Source organism: Psychrobacter sp. JCM 18902 (genome assembly GCF_904846615.1).
Taxonomy (GTDB): Bacteria; Pseudomonadota; Gammaproteobacteria; order Pseudomonadales; family Moraxellaceae; genus Psychrobacter.
The window spans coordinates 2,550,485-2,570,006 of sequence record NZ_CAJHBK010000001.1; the positions used below are offsets into that span (position 1 = coordinate 2,550,485).

Here is a 19,522-nt window from a genome sequence, read left to right on the forward strand (position 1 = left end):
ATGAGCGCTGTGGTTCTTATGAGCTTTCGTTTTTATCGAGACCACAGCGTCAGTGTTACAAAAACTGTTACCAAGTACGCTACAAAACTTGACTGGCAAAGCCTGCCAGCTAACTACTATTTAACATTTTATTTTAAAACTTTTATCTTAAAAACTTTTTATCTTAGCAACTAGGTATAGACCCCCTATGACTGACCAACTCAAGCGCGCTATCAGCGCTGCGAAAACCGCCCAAACCAATGATAAACAAGCTGAAGCCACGCGCATCGCGAGCAGCAGTGCGGGTGATCAAATCTTCGATATGAGTGAGTCTTCTTACAAGACCAGTCACACTGCTATCCGTAAATCACGACGCTTTGCGATGCAAGGTCTATACGAATGGCTCGTCACTGACCGCCGCTTCGATATCGATGGTAAGCTTGGCTGGAAAGACAATGCCCCACACGATATCGCCGCTCGTACACGCGCGACCAATGCCATGCATACCGTGCATATTGGCTATTATCATGAAATGATGCGTGACATCCCAGAGCAGATCGAGGCGCTAGATGTCCTTATCTCTCAGCATCTTGACCGTGAAATCGATAAATTGGATACCGTCGAACACGCTATTCTTTTAATTGGTGCTTACGAGCTACAAAACCGCTTAGAGATTCCTTATAAAGTGGTACTTGATGAAGCGATGAAGCTGAATAATCACTTTGGCGCTACTGACGCGCATAAATTGATTAATGCCGTCCTTGATAAAATGGCGGTAGAGCTACGTGCTATTGAAGTAGAAGCAGATAGCAAAGCCAATTTACGCACCTCACAAAAAACGGCTGCTAAACCTGTAATAAAAGCGGATAGCAATGCTGACGATAACGCTGATATAGAAGATAGTGCTGATACAGCTGCCATTGAAGAAAAATCAACTACTTCAAACAAGCCTCGTATTAGCGCCAATAATGCTACCGTCAAACGCAATAGCGCTAGTAAGGCTACTGCCAATATTAGTGACTTTAAAGCGAGCAAAAAAGCGATTGAAACAGACCGCACTGATGCAGACAGCAAAGACTAATCATGAATGAGTTTGAGCTGATTGAGCGTATATTCTCCCAAATGCAAGCTGCGCAGTCATTGTCTAGCAGTGTCGACAAAGACAGTGTTGAAAAAGGCATTGGTGATGATGCCGCGGTGATGAGCTTGCCTGCAGGCGCGCGCTTGGTCAGCTGTATTGATACACTGGTTCAAGGTCGACACTTCAGCGCCGATTGGCAACAAGTGAATAAGCTGGCATTTACCATCGGTTATAAAGCCGTGGCAGTGAACGTCTCAGATATTGCCGCTATGGGTGCAACTCCGCATAGTATTCTACTGGCGTTAGCCTTACCTCAGCGCTTGGCAAATGAGCACTGGTTAAGTGAATTTGCTAAAGGCTTATTTCATGCTTGCCAGCTATTTGGGGTGACGCTGATTGGGGGTGATACCACGCGCAGCGACAATTTAGTGCTTAGTATCAGCGCGCAAGGGTTACTTACCAAAGAGACGCCAGCCGTCTACCGTTCAGGCGCGCAAGTTGGCGACAAACTCTATGTCTCAGGCACGCTTGGCGATGCCGCTTATGCGCTACAGCATCCTGATACTGCTATCGGTATTGAGCTTGCGCATCGTCTACATATGCCAACGCCACGTATTGCACTGGGTGCAGCATTGGCAAAAATTGGTGCGACTGCGATGATAGATATCTCAGATGGTCTGTCTCAAGATATTGGACATATCTGCCAACAAAGCAGCGTTAGTATGCGCATTCATCTTGATCAGCTACCTACTAGCAACGCATTGGCAAACGCTGAGTTGACCGAGCGCTTGTTGTGCCAGCTGACTGGCGGTGATGATTATGAATTGGCTTTTACTTTGCCTGCTCATATTGAACCACCTGTTAATGACAGTAGCAACACGCCTGTTACCTGTATCGGCGAAGTCATAGCCGTAAATGAGCCAGATTCTATCAAAAATTTACCACCAGAGCTTTTTTATCAAGGACAGCCAATCACACCTACCCATCCCGCCCCCTTTACTACTTGGCCCAATCTGACGGGTTACCAACATTTTGCAGGTTAACCCATGATTGATCACAACCTATCTAAGCCTGATATCCGTAAAGCCAATGATTGCCCGCCGCTACCCGCCAATGCCAATATGCTTGACCGCGTAGTTTATTGGCTTGGGTTAGGTTTAGGTAGTGGCCTACCGCGCCGTGCGCCTGGTACTTGGGGAACTGTTGGCGGCTTAATCGTCGCCATACCGCTACTGAGCTTAGGCTTCGTACCATTCTTGATTATTACCATTCTGTCCTGTCTGGTTGGTAACGAGATATGTGGTCGCACCTCGAATCTGATGGGCGGGCATGATAACCCGCATATTGTTTGGGATGAATGGGCAGGCATATGGCTTACCCTACTGCCGCTATCTTATATGGGTATCGCTGACGGCAATTTTTGGCAAAATATCGCCCAAATCTCTTCTATTATTGCCATCATTATCGCCTTTATATTATTCCGATTTTTTGACATTATTAAGCCACCACCGATTGGCTGGGCAGATAAAAAAGTCGCAGGCGGCCTAGGTATCATGCTTGATGACATCATCGCAGGTATCATGGCAGCAGCCGTTTGGATCATTATTTATACCACCATCCTTTAATTGTTAAATTAGCCTCGCTTTTATATAAGCGACGGTCTTTCATAACCGATTGTCGTTTATAGTCCATCATTTTTTTAACTCTCCCGCTTTTTTAGTAATGCGTTTGTGACGATAGCCAATTTATCAGCAAGCCACCAGTAAATGGTAAGCCCATGACAAGCAACGTAAGTTACAAAGATATCACGACATAGCGTTTTAGTTAAATGACGGTTTGCGCTATAATTCTAAATTATATTTTGTTACATTTGTAGGCTATTATGACAAATCCCCTCTCGGTAATCATCCTCGCTGCCGGCAAAGGCACGCGTATGCAGTCGGCTAAGCCAAAAGTGCTACAGACATTGGCTGGTAAGTCGTTATTGGGTCATGTCCTTGATACGTGTCATCAATTAACGGTTGACGACACTATTATTGTTCATGGTTTTGGTGGCGAGCAAGTCCAAGCAGATATCAATGCTCAATATGCGCATCTGCCTATTACTTGGGTTGCTCAGACTGAGCAATTAGGTACTGGACATGCAGTGAAAGTGACCCTGTCGGAATTACCCAAAGAAGGGCAAAGCCTGATTCTCTATGGTGATGTGCCATTAGTCAGCTGCCAGACATTAGCAACGCTACAAGCGGCTAACACCGAGGGCATGTCGATGTTGACCTTGACCGTAGACAACCCTTTTGGTCTCGGTCGTATCAAACGTGACAAAGACGGCAACATCGAAGCCATCGTCGAGCAAAAAGATGCCAGCGCCGATGAGCAGAAAATCCAAGAGATTAATAGCGGTATTTACTGCGTCGATAATGCGTTATTGCATAAATACCTGCCAAAGCTGTCTAATGACAATGCGCAGCAAGAATACTACCTAACGGATATCGTTAAAATGGCGGTCGCTGAAGGCATTAATATTGTCGCGATTGAGCCTGAGCATACCTTTGAGATTGAAGGCGTCAATAACCGCCAACAACTTGCAAGCTTAGAGCGCACTTGGCAAGGCAAACTGGTTGCCGACTTACAAGAAGCGGGCGTGCAGTTTGCTGATCCGACGCGCGTTGATATTCGCGGTACCTTGACTGCGGGTCAAGATGTGTTTGTCGATGTGGGTGTGGTATTCGAGGGTGATTGTGTCTTAGGTGACAATGTTTATATCGAAGCGGGCTGTGTCATCAAAAACGCCCACATTGATAATGCCTGCCACATAAAACCTTATTGCGTGATTGATCGCGCTGAGATTGGGGCAGGTGTTGATGTCGGTCCTTTCGCCCATTTGCGTCCTGAAACCGTACTGTCTGATAACAGTAAAGTTGGTAATTTCGTCGAAATTAAAAAATCAACGGTCGGTCATGGCAGCAAGGTTAATCACTTGAGTTATATCGGTGATACGACCATTGGTACAGAGGTCAATGTCGGCGCTGGCGTCATTACTTGTAATTATGATGGTGTCAATAAATCACAAACCATTATTGAAGACAATGCCTTCATTGGCTCGAACTCAAGTTTAGTGGCACCTGTGACTATTGGTGATACCGCTACGGTTGCCGCAGGTTCAGTGATTACTAAAGACGTCGACAGTAAAGCATTAGCCTTTGGACGGGCACGACAAACTCAGAAAAACGACTTTCAGCGTCCGACCAAAAAGTCAAAATAGCAATGGTCAATCACAAGCATTTTGAACAGTATCTATTGAAGTAATACTAAGCAGCATGACAATTTTTGTGATGCTGCTTCCTTATATTTATAACGTCAAAATTGTTAGTATAAAAGCTCTGCCAGTATGAACTTCTATTATTTATTGACTGAACATTATCGCCTCTCAAAGTATTTGAGCGTTTAAGCATTGAAACATTGAAGCCTTTAAAAATCAAAACATGAAACATCGAATTTAAGGAATAGTTATGTGTGGAATCGTTGGAGCAGTCGCTGAGCGTAATATCGCTAATATCTTACTTGAGGGTCTTAAGCGTCTAGAATACCGTGGTTATGATTCTGCCGGTCTGACCGTCATTCGTGATGGCGAACTCCATCGCGAGCGCCAAGTGGGTAAAGTGCAAGCATTGGTCGATGCTGTGGCAGTTAATCCTGAATTTTTCGATGGTCACATTGGTATTGCACATACACGTTGGGCAACCCATGGCGAGCCGGCACAGCGTAATGCCCATCCGCACGTATCAGGCAAGATTGCTGTGGTACATAACGGTATCGTTGAAAACTATGCCGAATTAAAAGAAGAATTGATTGCTAAAGGTTACGTATTTACGTCGCAGACTGATACCGAAGTCGTCGCTCATCTAATCAATGATATCTACAAAACCACACCTGATTTACTAGAGGCGGTTCGTGCGGTTATTCCGTTATTACATGGCGCATTTGCCCTTGGTATTCTACATATCGACTGCCCAGAAGAGCTGATTACTGTTCGTTTAGGCTCTCCACTAGTGATTGGTGTGGGTATCGGTGAGAATTTTATTGCTTCTGATCAATTAGCCCTACTACCGGTCACCAATCGCTTTATGTACCTAGAAGAAGGTGATATCGCCAAATTGACGCGCAGTAGCATTCAGGTTTATGCCGATGGTGTCGAAGTAAAACGTCAGATACATGAAATTGATGCCGCCCAACATAATGCGGATAAAGGTGAATTTAAGCATTATATGCTCAAAGAAATCTATGAGCAGCCAGACGCGGTCGCCCGTACTGTTGAGATGGCTGTAGATAGCGATGAGCCATCTAAACTGCGTGATGATTTTTTACAGCGTCATGAAGCGCAATTAAAAGGCATTAAGCATGTCCAAGTCATCGCTTGTGGTACCAGTTACCACTCAGGCTTGGTCGCAAAATATTGGTTTGAGAGCTTGATTCGTGTGCCTTGTTCCGTTGAAGTCGCTAGTGAATTTCGCTATCGCAATCCTGTCGTCATCGACAACACACTTGTCATTTGTATTTCTCAATCTGGCGAAACGGCAGACACGTTATCGGCGCTACGTGATATTCAAAAGCACACACCAGCAGGTCTAGTTAGCTTAGCATTATGCAACGTACCGACATCGTCTTTGGTACGTGAGACGGATATCTTTTTACCAACGCTTGCTGGTCCCGAGATTGGTGTTGCTTCTACCAAAGCATTCACCACTCAGCTCGCCGCTTTAATGCTATTGGTCTTAAAAGTGGGTGTCGTTCAGGAGCGCATGACTGGCGAAAACCTGAGTACCTTGCTTGGTAAATTGCAAGAGCTACGTGGTCAACTACATGCCAGCTTAAACCTCGATGCGCCTATCAAAGCCATGAGTGAGCATTTTGAGTATAAAAAGAGCTGCTTGTTCTTAGGTCGTGGTTTGCAGTTTCCAATAGCACTAGAAGGCGCGTTAAAGCTGAAAGAAATCTCTTATATTCATGCTGAAGGCTATGCCGCAGGCGAGCTGAAACACGGTCCATTGGCATTGGTCGATAAAGACATGCCCATCGTCGTACTAGCGCCTAAAGACAGCATGTTTGATAAGCTAAAAGCCAATATGCAAGAAGTACACGCGCGTCATGGTGAGCTGTTTGTTTTTGCCAGTGAATCTAGTCAAATGGTCGCAGAAGACAGATTGCATGTGGTCTATGTGCCCGATGTTTGTGAAACGCTTGCCCCTATCGTCTACAGCGTACCCGTACAGCTGTTGTCATACCATGTCGCCGTAATGCGCGGTACAGACGTCGATCAGCCGCGTAACCTTGCTAAATCAGTGACTGTTGAGTAACATAAGTATTTGATTTGATTTTATTATCAATTATTTACTTTTTGCACCGAGTCCTTCGCTATCTGGTAAGAATAAGATAGCGAAGGATTTTTTTGTGAATAACGAAATAGAAAAATATCAGTAATTTATATAATTCAATCACTTATATAATTACTGTATCTACAGTATGGACAATGAGAACATGGATATCGAAAGCGGCACCGCCAATCAAATCGCTAGTCAAATAGAAATAATCTATGAAGATGAATTTCTGGTGGCAATTAATAAAGAGGCTGGTCTATTGGTGCATCGCAGTTGGCTGGATAAAGGCGAGACACGCTTTGCCATGCAACTCACCCGTGATGCGGTAGGTTGTCATGTATTTCCGGTGCATAGGTTAGACAAGCCTACGTCAGGCGTATTATTGTTTGCCAAGAGCTCAGCTGTGGCGCGTAGCCTTGGCGAGGCCTTTACGGCACATACCGTGACGAAGCAATATCTAGCCGTGGTACGCGGCTTTATGCCAGACCAAGGCACCGTAGATTATGCGTTGAGCTTTCAACCCGATGCCATCGCCGATAAGTTTGCAAATTTGGACAAACCCGCTCAAGAGGCGGTGACCCATTGGCAAAGTTTGGCACAAATCGAGCTACCATTTGCCGTATCAAAAAAGCATGACACGAGCCGCTATAGTCTTGTGCGCTTGACACCCGAGACTGGGCGCAAGCATCAGCTGCGTCGGCACATGCGACATGTGTTCCATCATATCGTGGGTGATACCAGCCACGGCGATATACGTCACACACGATTTTTTCGTACTCACTATGATTGTACGCGCATGCTGCTGCATGCTCAGACTTTAGCGCTCAGCCACCCCGTCACTGGTGAGCCATTATTGCTAAAAGCTAAATTAGACGACCAATGGATGCGTATCTTAGAAGAGTTTTCTTGGGTAGACAGCGCTAAAGATTAAACAGTGTAGGTTTTATCTTAGATAGTCATATGAAAGAAGTCGACATACTGATGCTAGATATGAAGGTTCGATACCCTAGTAAGGACTTGAACCTTCGGCTATGAGCGTTTGGATTTTTATTTTTATTTTTATTTTTATTTACCGTAAGCGCTGTTATAGAAATAAGAAAAGCTAACATCATATTGGCTGGCGCTTTCTTCCCAGTTTCATTTTTATATTCGCTAGCACCAACCCCGACAATATCAATATCATTGCCAGCATCTTCCACCATGTCACGACCTCTCCTGTAAGCAGCACTGAGGTTGTCATACCGAATACTGGCACCAATAGAGCAAACGGCATAACCTTAGAAGCCGTATTTTGACTAAGCAGATGCGCCCACAGTCCAAAGCCTATCAGCGTTGAGACATACACGATAAACCCAAGTGATAACCAAGACTTAAGCGATGCCTCTGTAAACGTCGCTAGCTGCCATGCCTCGGTCTCAAATATGAGAGAAGATAGCGTTAAAATCACGCAAGCGATCAGACCACCCCAAACCACGAGAGCGAGAGCAGACAACGCGGATGCCTTATTCCTTCCAGTATTAGACGAAATAATAGCCCCGTCTGATCCTTGCTGCGTCGCTTGTGTTGAAACCTGTTTTGAAGCAATGTTACCAAAGCTCCAGCCTATGGCCGCAATCAAGATACAGACAAACCCAGCCAGAGGCATGTCACCACCAAGGTTCAACGCGATGACGCTAAGCCCTAGCACACCGACCAGCATACCGATGATTTGCATGCGACTCACTGCCTCACCCAGTATAAAATACGCCAACAATACGGTAATAAAAATTTGAATTTGTAGCAATAGTGCCGTCAATCCTGCTGATGCCCCTAAGTGCATGGCAGTAAAGACAAAAGCATACTGCATGACAAACGTACCGATAGCATAGATAAGTAATGTACGGTTAAATTTGGGCGGCTTCAGAAAGAAAACCAGTGGCACAGCGGTAAAGAAAAAACGCAGGGCGGTGAGCATTAGCGGTGGAAAGCTTTCAAGCCCCCATGCAATAAAAGTAAAGTTCACACCCCAAATAAAAGTAACCAGTACAGCCAATGCAGTGTATATAGGAGTCATATCGTTGGCCTAAGAAATTATGGCTGGTTATTATATTTAAAAAAATTTTATGACAATCTCGTATTAACCATAGGATGCTTTTAGAGAGCGAGCACCACACTTACAAACAATAGAACGGCAATGAGCATTAATGCTGCACCGCCTATTTTTGTAATTAACTATAGGTTATCTTGAGCTTTCCATAGATATCGACTAGCTAAAGCAAATGCTTCTGCGTAGCAAAAATGGATCAGTAAAACCAATAGGCAAAAAGTTGAAGCTAAAATCAGAAATTGAGAAAGATAGGTCTGCTCAGTGTCGATAAATTGCGGAAATACAGCCATAGAAAATAAGATAGGTTTTGGGTTAGAAAGAGAGGTTAGCAAACCTTCTTTGAATAACCTACCAGCACTTGTACTACTCACATCTAACGTGTTACCAGAATCTAGGACAAATGATTTTCTTTTTCCAAAGGCCATTTTAAAACCCAAGTAGAATATATATTGCGCCCACTAATTGAATGGCCAAGAACATTTTCTTTGATGTTGCAATCACTAGTCCAATACTAGTAGCTGAGACAATAGCCGCGCCTAGCATTCCTAGAGAGATACCTAAGATGCCATAAGCTATTTTTTTCGACCATGCGTCAGGGAGTTTGTAATACTTAGAATTACACCGGGGCCTGGGCTAGCAATAGTGGCAGAGGCTATAAGGATATATAGGGCAATGTTATTCATTAAAATACGACTACCAGAGTAAGCTTTTGTTGGCATTCTAGCATTTAATTGATATTTTAAACTATGCTTATTTTAGAAAGGACAGTCATTCCGAAAAACAAAAGAGTATACCCCGAGGGAACCAGCTACTTCACCCTTTAAATCCATTAATAGACCACTTAAAGCAGACTGATATAAGAGAACCACTCAAAATAAACTTTTGAACGATCTAAACGTTGCAGTGTAAACGCGCCAATATAAAGACTTAAACCAATCCCTTATACAGAAAGTAACACCCTACAACCGTTAATAACAACGCAAAGCATTTTTTCAATAATTGCGGTGATAGTATATGAGCAACTTTCGCGCCTAGCTTGGCGGTGAAAAAGCTCATGATACTGATCCCTAAAAAGGCATAAATGTGCACAAAGCCAATGGTATTAGGCACATCAATTCGTTGCTGCATCCCAAAGAACATAAAACCTAATGCACCAGCAATGGCAATCGGCAGACCACAAGCTGCTGAGGTGCCAACGGCTTTTTGCATCACAACACTATACCGCGTGAGATAAGGCACGGTTAAGCTACCGCCGCCAATACCGAAAATGGCAGAAGCGATACCGATAACCCCACCTGCTGCTAATTGCCTAGGTTTTGAAGGCAATTGTGTATTAGCATCGTCGGTACTACTAGAATTGGTAGCATGATTAGCAACCTGTTTTTTGCCACCGAAAAACATCTTGTAGGCGACCCACAGCAAAAACACCCCAACAATGAGTTGAAGATACAGCCCAGATATCTGCCCTGCAATCCCTGCCCCTAAAAAGCAACCAATCGCTAAGCCTGGTGCCAGATTTTTGAAGACAGGCCACATGACTGCGCCTTTTTTATTGTGTGCCATGAGCGAGCTGATCGAGGTGACAATGATGGTCGCCAATGACGTCCCCAATGCCAAATGCATGATATTGTCAGGGCTGTAACCCATTCGCGTAAAGACGATGAATAATAATGGCACGATAATTGTGCCACCGCCCACACCAAATAGCCCCGCAGCAAATCCTGCTAGCGCGCCTATGATTAAAAAAATGATTAATTCCACGGGATATTTACTTCTTATATAGAGTTAGTACGATGGTTATTTTAGTTCAGTGACAATCAATCAGTTAAAAAGCCAACTTAAGCGATTTCTACTTGATCCACTTGACCAACCCGAGAATAGGCACGATTAAAATACACCAAACTCTCCTCTTGCTCACTTTGTCTAATGGCGACCACCCGGCACATGAAAACACTGTGCGTGCCCACTTGCTGAATGTCCTCAATCTCACAATCAAAACTGACCAACGCATCTTCTAAAACGGGAGCGCCTGTTTTGAGCGGTGACCAAGAGCCATATTCAAATCGCTCTTGTGAACTCAATTTGGAGGCAAAAGCGTTAGATATTGATTCGTGCTGTGCGCCTAAAACATTGACACTTAACGTTTTATTTTCAATAAAATGGGCATGTGAGCGCGACGTCTGATTCATGCAAACCAGCAAGGTTGGCGGTGTATCGGTAACGCTACACACCGCAGATGCGGTAAACCCATGAGTACCAGCGCTGCCTTCTGTGGTAATGACATTGACCGCTGTTGTTAACAAAGACATACCATCTCTAAAATCGGTGGCTTCAATCATGACTTAACTCCTAAATTTTAAATCTTTAAGTTCATTGATAACTGAGGTCACTCATGAGTTTAAACAAGCTAGTATAGACGGGTTAAAAACCCAACCTATAAAAGCTAAATTTTGCATCAGTTTATTCAATGAACCCTAAGCGGTCAGTTCTTGACGCACGATTGCCGCGCCAGCACTTAACGCTTGCAGCTTACCTCGTGCCACTTGTCGAGACAACGGTGCCATGCCGCAGTTGGTTGAAGGATACAGCTTATCCGCATCGACGAATTGCAAGGCTTTACGTAGCGTATTGGCCACTTCTTCAGGGGTCTCAATGGTATTGGTTGCCACATCAATGGCACCAATCATCACTTTTTTACCGCGGATCAATTCAATCAAATCCATCGGTACATGTGAGTTTTGACATTCTAAAGAGACAATATCAATATTCGACTGTTGCAATTTAGGGAATGCTTGCTCGTATTGACGCCACTCTGAACCCAGCGTCTTTTTCCAATCGGTATTGGCTTTGATGCCGTAGCCGTAGCATATATGCACCGCCGTTTCACACTTTAGACCTTCAATGGCACGCTCTAACGTGGCAATACCCCAGTCGTTGACGTCATCAAAGAACACATTAAATGCAGGCTCATCGAATTGGATAATATCCACCCCAGCCGCTTCTAATTCTCTGGCTTCTTGATTTAAGATTTTAGCAAATTCCCACGCCAATTTTTCACGGCTTTTATAATGACCATCATACAAGGTATCAATCATGGTCATCGGACCAGGCAATGCCCATTTGATCGGCTGATCGGTTTGTGCACGTAAAAACTTAGCATCATCAACAAATACAGGCTTTTGACGGCTTACCGCGCCCACGACTGACGGCACACTGGCATCATAACGATTACGAATGCGCACGGTCTCGCGCTTCTCAAAATCGACGCCATCCAAATGTTCAATAAAGGTGGTCACAAAATGCTGACGAGTTTGCTCGCCATCACTGACAATATCAATGCCTGCATGCACTTGTTCTTGCAATGTCAAACGTAGCGCATCTTGTTTGGCTTCAAGCAGTTGCTCACCTTCCAATGCCCAAGGTGACCAGATTTTTTCAGGTTCTGCAAGCCAAGAAGGTTTCGGTAAGCTGCCAGCCGTTGACGTCGGTAATAACTTTTGTGTCGGTAATAATATTGTCATACGATTCATCTTCTTATTAATTTGTATTTTACTTTTCGGCTACATTTATATTGGCTATGCTGCGGCTTTTTTCACAGCTTCTTTTTGCACAGTGTAGCTGGCAACATCGTAGCTTGCTGCCCACTCTTCAAGAATAGCTTTATAAGGCTTGATAAACTGCTCTTCCGTAAATTTACCTTGCGTCACTGCCATTTGGCTGCGCTCTTCGCGATCATATACGATTTGAGTCAGCGAATAATCTTGGTACTTCAAGCTCGGTTGATACACTTGACCGGCTGCCGAATTGGCATTATAAATCTCAGGTCGGTAGATTTTTTGAAACGTCTCCATGGTACTAATCGCACTGATCAGCTCAAGATCGGTGTAATCGCTCAGCAAGTCACCCGCAAAATAAAATGCTAATGGCGCGGCGCTACCCGTAGGCATAAAGTAGCGAACGGTTAAGCCCATTTTGGAAAAGTACTCATCGGTTAGTGACCCTTTGTTCAAAGAGCAGCCATCTTGTTTGTATTCAACGCCCAATACAGGGTGCTGATTGGTCGTACGCTGATAGGTTTTACTGGTGGAAACACTCAAACAAATCACAGGATTTTTAGTGAAATTAGCTTGGTAAACTTCTGAATTCAATAAATACTGAAACAGTTTGCCATGTAAGTCACCGAAATCTACTGGCGGCGCAGATGATGGATGTTTATCGAAATGGTCTAATAAGACGACGCTAAAGTCATAATCGCGCACATAAGATGAGAAACTGTTGCCAATCATACCGTCAATACGGGTGTTTTCTTTATGATCCACAATCGTTGTTTGCAGCATCTCGATGATAGGGAAAGTATCGCCATTTCCTGCAACATCCATGTCGACAGAAATAATATCAACCTCAACAGAATAACGATCTGCGGTGGGATTATCCCAATGTGCCAAGGCATTAAAACGATTATTGATCATTCTTAACGTTTTGCTTAAGTTCTCTTGACGATGCTCGCCACGCGCCAAATTCGCAAAGTTCGTCGTCAGACGCGTGCTATTTGCAGGATGATAGTTTTCATCAAAACGAATGCGTTTAATTGCACAACTAAATTCTTTACTCATGATAATCCGCTACCCTAATCTACTCTCATTATTTGAGATAAAACCAAATTTGTGTATGAGGTGAATCATACCTAAACTATTACATGAATAAAAACGATACTATTTAAATATAAGATGAATATAATTCATGTTAATAGATTTATGGTATGACATGAGATTGGATAGCGGAGACTTTATGACTTACTCGATAGGATCATTGAGCAAAAAATAAGCCTGTAGAAAAATGAGCTACGCTAAAGAAAGCATAAAGAAAATTTCGATAAACTAACTAACGAATATAAGGATTCTCTCATTAAAAAAGCCGAAACTTATTTTCTAAGTCTCAGACTTTTTTTTGATAATATAAATAGAAAATTACTTTCTATTGATTGTGTTAGCGCTTTGCAGCTTCTATCTGAATGTTTAGCTGAACTTTTTCCGTAATACCCAATAACGTATATTTACTGATGCCCCATTTCGTTCGATCAATGGTCGTTGTGAAATCCCCACCGCAAACTGGCTTTTTCAATATTGGGTTTAGGTAGCAATTGAACTTGCTGGCCGTTAGCGTAATAGGGTTGGTCTTACCGTGTAGTGTCAACATACCATCGACTTTGCTGACATTCGAGCCACTACCATCAGTCGTAAAATACCATTTGGTAGACTCAAATTGCGCCAGTGGAAAATGCTCAATATCGAAAAAATCTGCGCTTTTTAACGTAATATCAAATGCTGTATTGCCTGTATTTAGGCTATTCAGAGGAATTACTAGCGAGATATTACCAGTCTGAGCCGCTGGGTCATAATCTAGCTGTCCAGTGATATTATAAAAGCCACCTGTGTTGGTAGAGGTATTAAAATGGTCAATAGCAAAGCGTACATTGGTATGGGTGGGATCAATATCGTAAGTCATCGCCTGACTGCTGGCGATACCTAACATGCTTAGGCATAAGGCTAGTAGCGGCTTCCGCGAGGACAGTATGACTGTCGAGAGGGACATTTGATTCATAGTAACACTCCTTTGCTGTATAAATGATAGAGCCGTCACATCCTTTGTGACTGTGCTTTTATAATTGTGCTCTTATATAATGACAACAAGCCCATACTTAATCAATAGGTATGGGCTTGTCTATTTTAGACATAGCATTATCACTGCTAACGCTATGTGATAAGTATGATCAAATAAATCCGTTAAATCATACTTTACTATCTGTTGTTGTCTGCTCTTTGCCACTAGGTACAAGCCATTTAGCAAACCATCCTGACAAATCATCCATCAAAGTATAAACCACGGGAATCACCACAAGGCTTAATAACGTCGAAGTCACCAGACCACCCAATACCGCAGCGGCCATCGGACGACGGAAGGTTGGATCAGCATCACCCCAACCGAAGACTAAGGGCAACATCCCCGCCCCCATCGCAATGGTTGTCATAATAATAGGACGCGCCCGCTTGCGGCAAGCATCGATAATAGCCTCAAAACGCGCCAAACCTCGTCGCTGTGCAATCAGTGCATAATCGACTAATAAGATAGAGTTTTTGGTGGCAATACCCATTAGCATAATAAAGCCGATCATCGATGGCATAGAAAGACTGCTATTGGTAATAACCAAGCCCACAAAAGCGCCGCCTATCGATAAAGGCAATGCCATCAAAATGGTGAAAGGCTGCAATATACGCCCAAACAATAGAATAAGTACGCCTAAAATACAAACCACACCGACCGACATCGCAATCACAAAACCGCTGAATAGCTCAGCCATGTTTTCTGCTTGACCTTGGTCAATAATGGTAATGGAAGGCGGTAGTTGTTGCATGGCGGGTACTGATTTAACCGCTTGTACCAAGTCTCCAAGCTCGCCACTCGCAGGTTGCACCGTGATACTGATGGAGCGTTCTCGATCGAGCCTGCTAATCTGCGCAGGCCCAGTGCCAAAGTCTAATGACGCGACTTCACCCACACGTACGCCCTGTTCTGCTGGTAACGAGCTCGGTACATATAGACCTTCTAATTGACTGACATTTTGTTTGGCAACATCTGGTAGACGAATGACGATAGGAATCTGCCGCGTATCCAAATTGAGCTTGGATAAACGCTGCTCATAGTCACCCACCGTCGCCACTCGTAACGTCGTAGCGATGTCTTGCGTGGTCACCCCTTTATCCGCCATCGCCAGTCTGTCTGGCGTCACCGTTAACTCTTGACGCGGCAAACTGCGGTCACTGGTCACAGAGCCAGCACTGGGCAGCCCTCGAATCTCTGACATGATTTGCTGAGCGGTTTGTTCAAGCAATTGCGGATTGGTACTGGTCATAGAGAAGTTGTAACCACTCTCTCCACCACTCGACAAACCAACGGTAAAGCGCGCACCTGGCACTTCTGCCAACAAACTACTTATTTGACGTTCAATCTCTTGCTTAGAACCACGCTCTGCACGCGGTGCTAGCACGATATCTAGACCTGCTATATTTTCGGCCTTGCCACCACTAGAGTTTGAGTCCATGCTAGCCTGAGCCTCACCGACTGAGGTAAAAATATTGGTGACTTCAGGCATTGCTAAAATACGCTCACTTGCCAACGCAGCAACGCGCTCTGTGTCTTCCAGTGCAACGTCAGGTGTCAACTCAATCGCCACACGAGTTTGGTCAATGTCATTATCAGGAATAAACGACGTTGGTAGCAATTTGACAAGCATCAGTGACGCCACGAATAACACTAAAGTTGCACCCATCGTCAGCCAGCGATGATGCAGTGTCCATGCCACTATTTTGAGATACCAACCCATCAGCGCGCTTTGTTTCTCAACGTGTTTTTTCTCTGGTCGCAATATATACGCTGCCATCATCGGTGTGATAAGGCGCGCGACCATCAAAGACGCAAAAATCGATAATGCAGCTGTCCAGCCAAACTGACGGAAAAACTGTCCAACGATACCACCCATAAAGGCGGTGGGTAAAAACACGGCAATCAAAGTAAAGGTGGTCGCAACTACCGCCAAGCCAATCTCGTCAGCCGCTTCCATCGCTGCTTCATACGGTGTCTTGCCCATGCGTAAATGCCGTATGATGTTTTCGACCTCGACGATCGCATCATCAACCAACACACCAATCACTAACGACAACGCCAACAAAGATATAATATTGAGGCTAAAGCCAAATAAGTACATACCTAAAAAGGTAGGAATCACTGATAATGGCAAGGCGACAGCAGCAACTATAGTCGCCCGAATGTTGCGCAAAAATAAGAATACGACGACGACTGCTAACAGACCACCTTCGATCAGCATCCGTAAAGAAGCTTGATAATCTTCAGCGATGGGCGTTGCCCGATCATAGACCTTTTCAATAGTGATATTACCTACATCGGCTGACAGCTTGGCAAGCTCTGCATCAACCAGCTCCATGACCTCAACTTCACTGGCACCACGCGAGCGGGTGATGTTAAATGCCACCACCGTTTGCCCGTCAAGCTTAGCAATAGAGCTCGGGTCAGCCGCGCCATCTGTGATTTGTGCCATACGTCCAAGTGCTTGCGTGCCGCCTGCTGGGATTGCCACTTGTAAATCATTGAGCTCACTTGCCCGCTCCACCGCACCAAGGACACGAATCGTCTGGGTGGTTTTGCCCACTTCTGCTTCACCACCAGAGCTGTCCTGCTGAATACCCGTGATTTGATTGGATAGTTGTGTGATAGAGAGCTTAAGACCACTCAAGGTAATCGGGTCAGCTGCGACGGTAATCTCACGCTGCAAACCACCAATACGGCTAACCGTACTGACACCCGGTATATCAGAAAGACGCTTGGTGACCGTATCATCGACGAACCAAGACAAGTCTTCCACATTCATGTTTTCAGAAGCCACAGAATAAGTGACAACGGGGAATCCTGCGGTTGAAACTTTAGTAATAATAGGGTCATTGGCAGCGGCAGGCAAATCGCCGCGTACCTCGCCTACTGCCGAGCGCACATCATCGACCGCTTCTTGAATATCCTTTTCTAACACAAACTCTGTGACCATGGTGGCAGCACCCGTTTGTAACGTGGTGCGAATATGCTTGATGCCCTCAATACTGGTAAGCTTGTTTTCTATCTTTTTTGCGATGTCGTTTTCGAGCTGTGATGGCGCGGCACCCGGTAAAGTCACCGTGACCACGACTGCAGGTAAGTCAATATCAGGAAACTGCTGTACCTTCATTTTCATAAAGCCATAAATACCGCCTAACGTCAGTAGTATAAATAGCAAAATGGCAACTAAAGGATTTTTTATCGAGTAAGCAGAAACATTTAAACTCATGGTTGTGCCTGCGCTGCTGTACTCGTTTGGCTAACACCATCAACGATACGCACCAAATCTCCATCATTTAAAAAGCTGCCGCCTTGTTTGACAATTTGACTGTCACTAGGCAATGGCTCTAGCACTGCCACATTTTCGCCAAGTCGCTCGCCCAATGTCACTCGTTGTTGCTTGATACGGCCCATGTTTTGACCGTCTTGGCTCTTAATCTTGGTTACTAGCATCACATAATCATAGCCATCGTTGCTGACGATAGCGCTATTGGGCACCGTTTGCGCACTGGTACTGCCCAATAGGAACTCACCCGTTTGATACATACCCGCGCGTACTTTTGCATTGGCCGCCAAGCTCGCATAGATAGTAATCTGCCGATTGTTATCCGCCGTTGGTGCTATGCGGCTCACTTTCCCCATTACCGTATCACCATCTGGTAAGCTCACCCGTACTGGAGTCCCGACACTGACTTCACCAACAAGCTTGGGATCAATATCTGCACGCCATTCCAAAATACCACCTTTAATGATAGTAAATAATGGCTCGCCACCAGCAACCATACCGACCTCCGCCATTTTCTCGCTGATGACACCGCTGACTGGTGCGACCACTGTTGCATTATCTACACTCAAGCGCTGAGTGCTCAGACGCGCTTTGGAGGCTTGTAGCGCAGCCTGTGCTTGAAGTTTTGCAGTGCGATAGCGATCGGCTTCTTGTCTACTAATGGCATCAATATCAAGCAGTGGCAATACACGAGCAGCATCAGCGCTGGCATTGGCAAGCGTCGCTTCTGCTTCGGCAACATCTGCCTCTGCTTGCAAGACTTGCTGCTCCATAGCATCGGTGTCAAATATCGCCAATACTTGACCCGCTTTGACGCGATCACCTTCTTCGACCAATATACGCTCGATAGCCACGCCATTGACTTTAGCACTGACATTCGCCGTATCTTTGGCATCAATGGTGCCATCAGCACTGAGTGTGTTACCAATATCATCTTGGCTTGGGCTGACCGTTTCTACTGATAATACCGCCTGCTCAGTACTCGTAGCGCTTGCAGTGGCACCATCACTTGAAGTACCACTAGAAACTGGCGATTCATCCGTCGCGGCTTCATCACTCCCGCCCCAATACTTTCCAAGTAGCACACCAATGATAAGCACGGCTGCCAATACGGGTAACAACCATAACGGTAATTTTGAAGCGGTTTTTTTAGAAAAAGTATCAGACTGGCGATACGGTGGTAGCTCAGATGGTTGAGGTGGCTCAATGTTGGTTTCTTGCTCGCTAGTCGGTGCTTGCTTATTATTAGGGTGTTCAAAATCACTCATAGTCGGTCTCTATAAATAAGCACGGTACTAACGCCGTAAAAAGTATAAGGGAAACAAAATGATGCAGGCAGAGCTTATCAAAATAGTCTTTTATCATTGTAGACTATCTCGTCATTGGGTCAATTGTGTTAAGTATCTACATAGTCAATTGTTGATAGTAATCAAGACATAACAATCAAGACATAACAATCAAGACATAACAATCAAGACATAACAATCAAGACATAACAATCAAGACATAACAATCAAGACATAACAATCAAGACATAACAATCAAGACATAGTAAGACATTGAACTTAATAAAGATATTAGTAGCAAAGATTATCAGGTGAACGATAAGTAAAGACAAAAGACAGCGTATTCCTAGCTCATTGCATAAGTCTTCTTCGCACAAAATCCCTTTCTTAAAACTTATTCATCCAATGAAAAAATGACCAAATATGCTGTCATATTGAATGCATTAAGATGCGACCATTATAGTTGGAACCATCACTCGTAAAAACTAATGATACATACGCCCTACAGTTTAGACTTGTATTTATGGGGTAATTTGTCATTATTAAGATAACTCTACTAATAAAGGAATTCATCATGGCTAATAAATCAGACGTAAAAAAGCTTAAGCAAGAAATTAAAGATACCAAAGCAAAAATTAAGCAGAAAAAGAAAGATCTCAAAGATCTTAAGAAGTCATTGAAGAAGTCGAAAAAAGCCAAATAGCTTTGTTTCGAAATGATGACTCTACATCAAAAAACAGAAGAGGATAGCGTTGGCTGTCCTCT

16 protein-coding genes are annotated in these 19,522 nt (G+C 44.3%); 7 read left to right on the forward strand and 9 right to left on the reverse strand.

What is annotated here, in order from left to right:
- The first annotated feature begins 187 nt into the window (after positions 1-187).
- From nusB to truC, 6 genes are all read left to right on the forward strand, one after another.
- On the forward strand, positions 188-1,060 hold the full coding sequence (gene nusB / locus JMY05_RS13875; protein ID WP_227678166.1) for a transcription antitermination factor NusB: 873 nt from the start codon (positions 188-190) through the stop codon (positions 1,058-1,060).
- Between the two features lie 2 nt (positions 1,061-1,062).
- Entirely contained in the window at positions 1,063-2,103 is a 1,041-nt protein-coding gene (thiL, locus tag JMY05_RS10560; RefSeq protein WP_201615040.1) for a thiamine-phosphate kinase, read from the forward strand.
- A gap of 3 nt (positions 2,104-2,106) precedes the next feature.
- Positions 2,107-2,685, forward strand: coding sequence for a phosphatidylglycerophosphatase A (locus JMY05_RS10565; RefSeq protein WP_201615042.1), 579 nt, complete (start codon positions 2,107-2,109; stop codon positions 2,683-2,685).
- A gap of 257 nt (positions 2,686-2,942) precedes the next feature.
- Positions 2,943-4,325 carry a bifunctional UDP-N-acetylglucosamine diphosphorylase/glucosamine-1-phosphate N-acetyltransferase GlmU gene (glmU, locus tag JMY05_RS10570; protein ID WP_201615044.1) on the forward strand — a complete coding sequence of 461 codons (1,383 nt, stop codon included), beginning with the start codon at positions 2,943-2,945 and terminating at the stop codon, positions 4,323-4,325.
- A 247-nt stretch (positions 4,326-4,572) separates the two neighbouring features.
- A complete protein-coding gene (glmS, locus tag JMY05_RS10575; RefSeq protein ID WP_201615046.1) occupies positions 4,573-6,417 on the forward strand; it encodes a glutamine--fructose-6-phosphate transaminase (isomerizing) in 1,845 nt (614 codons plus the stop codon).
- Positions 6,418-6,598: 181 nt separating this feature from the next.
- Positions 6,599-7,369, forward strand: coding sequence for a tRNA pseudouridine(65) synthase TruC (gene truC / locus JMY05_RS10580; protein ID WP_045445780.1), 771 nt, complete (start codon positions 6,599-6,601; stop codon positions 7,367-7,369).
- A 177-nt stretch (positions 7,370-7,546) separates the two neighbouring features.
- On the opposite strand, the gene JMY05_RS10585 is transcribed toward truC, so the two are convergent.
- The 9 genes from JMY05_RS10585 to JMY05_RS10625 form a co-directional block, all read right to left on the reverse strand.
- Positions 7,547-8,491, reverse strand: a complete 945-nt coding sequence (locus tag JMY05_RS10585) for an EamA family transporter (protein WP_045445777.1) — start codon at positions 8,489-8,491, stop codon at positions 7,547-7,549.
- A 158-nt stretch (positions 8,492-8,649) separates the two neighbouring features.
- The gene (locus tag JMY05_RS10590) at positions 8,650-8,970 is read right to left on the reverse strand and encodes a LysE family translocator (protein ID WP_265089064.1); all 321 of its coding nucleotides are present in this window, start codon (positions 8,968-8,970) and stop codon (positions 8,650-8,652) included.
- A 481-nt stretch (positions 8,971-9,451) separates the two neighbouring features.
- Positions 9,452-10,285, reverse strand: coding sequence for a sulfite exporter TauE/SafE family protein (locus JMY05_RS10595; protein WP_045445774.1), 834 nt, complete (start codon positions 10,283-10,285; stop codon positions 9,452-9,454).
- Between the two features lie 77 nt (positions 10,286-10,362).
- Entirely contained in the window at positions 10,363-10,863 is a 501-nt protein-coding gene (locus JMY05_RS10600; protein ID WP_045445770.1) for a flavin reductase, read from the reverse strand.
- Between the two features lie 135 nt (positions 10,864-10,998).
- Positions 10,999-12,045 carry a methionine synthase gene (locus tag JMY05_RS10605; protein ID WP_045445767.1) on the reverse strand — a complete coding sequence of 349 codons (1,047 nt, stop codon included), beginning with the start codon at positions 12,043-12,045 and terminating at the stop codon, positions 10,999-11,001.
- 54 nt (positions 12,046-12,099) lie between these two features.
- The gene (locus JMY05_RS10610; RefSeq protein WP_201615050.1) at positions 12,100-13,137 is read right to left on the reverse strand and encodes a DUF1852 domain-containing protein; all 1,038 of its coding nucleotides are present in this window, start codon (positions 13,135-13,137) and stop codon (positions 12,100-12,102) included.
- A 373-nt stretch (positions 13,138-13,510) separates the two neighbouring features.
- Positions 13,511-14,125, reverse strand: coding sequence for a YceI family protein (locus tag JMY05_RS10615; protein ID WP_045445764.1), 615 nt, complete (start codon positions 14,123-14,125; stop codon positions 13,511-13,513).
- A 187-nt stretch (positions 14,126-14,312) separates the two neighbouring features.
- On the reverse strand, positions 14,313-17,414 hold the full coding sequence (locus JMY05_RS10620) for an efflux RND transporter permease subunit (protein WP_201615052.1): 3,102 nt from the start codon (positions 17,412-17,414) through the stop codon (positions 14,313-14,315).
- On the reverse strand, positions 17,411-18,739 hold the full coding sequence (locus JMY05_RS10625) for an efflux RND transporter periplasmic adaptor subunit (RefSeq protein WP_045445761.1): 1,329 nt from the start codon (positions 18,737-18,739) through the stop codon (positions 17,411-17,413). Before JMY05_RS10625 ends, JMY05_RS10620 begins: the two co-directional genes overlap by 4 nt.
- Positions 18,740-19,331: 592 nt before the next feature.
- On the opposite strand from JMY05_RS10625, the gene JMY05_RS13990 reads away from it, so the two are divergent.
- Complete coding sequence (locus JMY05_RS13990) at positions 19,332-19,460, forward strand: hypothetical protein (RefSeq protein ID WP_265088293.1); 129 nt, start codon at positions 19,332-19,334, stop codon at positions 19,458-19,460.
- Positions 19,461-19,522 lie beyond the last annotated feature (62 nt).

Coding starts and splice junctions, on each gene's coding strand:
- nusB (WP_227678166.1), top strand. CDS start 188: ATGACTGACCAACTCAAGCGCGCTATCAGCGCTGCGAAAACCGCCCAA.
- thiL (WP_201615040.1), top strand. CDS start 1,063: ATGAATGAGTTTGAGCTGATTGAGCGTATATTCTCCCAAATGCAAGCT.
- JMY05_RS10565 (WP_201615042.1), top strand. CDS start 2,107: ATGATTGATCACAACCTATCTAAGCCTGATATCCGTAAAGCCAATGAT.
- glmU (WP_201615044.1), top strand. CDS start 2,943: ATGACAAATCCCCTCTCGGTAATCATCCTCGCTGCCGGCAAAGGCACG.
- glmS (WP_201615046.1), top strand. CDS start 4,573: ATGTGTGGAATCGTTGGAGCAGTCGCTGAGCGTAATATCGCTAATATC.
- truC (WP_045445780.1), top strand. CDS start 6,599: ATGGATATCGAAAGCGGCACCGCCAATCAAATCGCTAGTCAAATAGAA.
- JMY05_RS10585 (WP_045445777.1), bottom strand. CDS start 8,491: ATGACTCCTATATACACTGCATTGGCTGTACTGGTTACTTTTATTTGG.
- JMY05_RS10600 (WP_045445770.1), bottom strand. CDS start 10,863: ATGATTGAAGCCACCGATTTTAGAGATGGTATGTCTTTGTTAACAACA.
- JMY05_RS10605 (WP_045445767.1), bottom strand. CDS start 12,045: ATGACAATATTATTACCGACACAAAAGTTATTACCGACGTCAACGGCT.
- JMY05_RS10610 (WP_201615050.1), bottom strand. CDS start 13,137: ATGAGTAAAGAATTTAGTTGTGCAATTAAACGCATTCGTTTTGATGAA.
- JMY05_RS10615 (WP_045445764.1), bottom strand. CDS start 14,125: ATGAATCAAATGTCCCTCTCGACAGTCATACTGTCCTCGCGGAAGCCG.
- JMY05_RS10620 (WP_201615052.1), bottom strand. CDS start 17,414: ATGAGTTTAAATGTTTCTGCTTACTCGATAAAAAATCCTTTAGTTGCC.
- JMY05_RS10625 (WP_045445761.1), bottom strand. CDS start 18,739: ATGAGTGATTTTGAACACCCTAATAATAAGCAAGCACCGACTAGCGAG.
- JMY05_RS13990 (WP_265088293.1), top strand. CDS start 19,332: ATGGCTAATAAATCAGACGTAAAAAAGCTTAAGCAAGAAATTAAAGAT.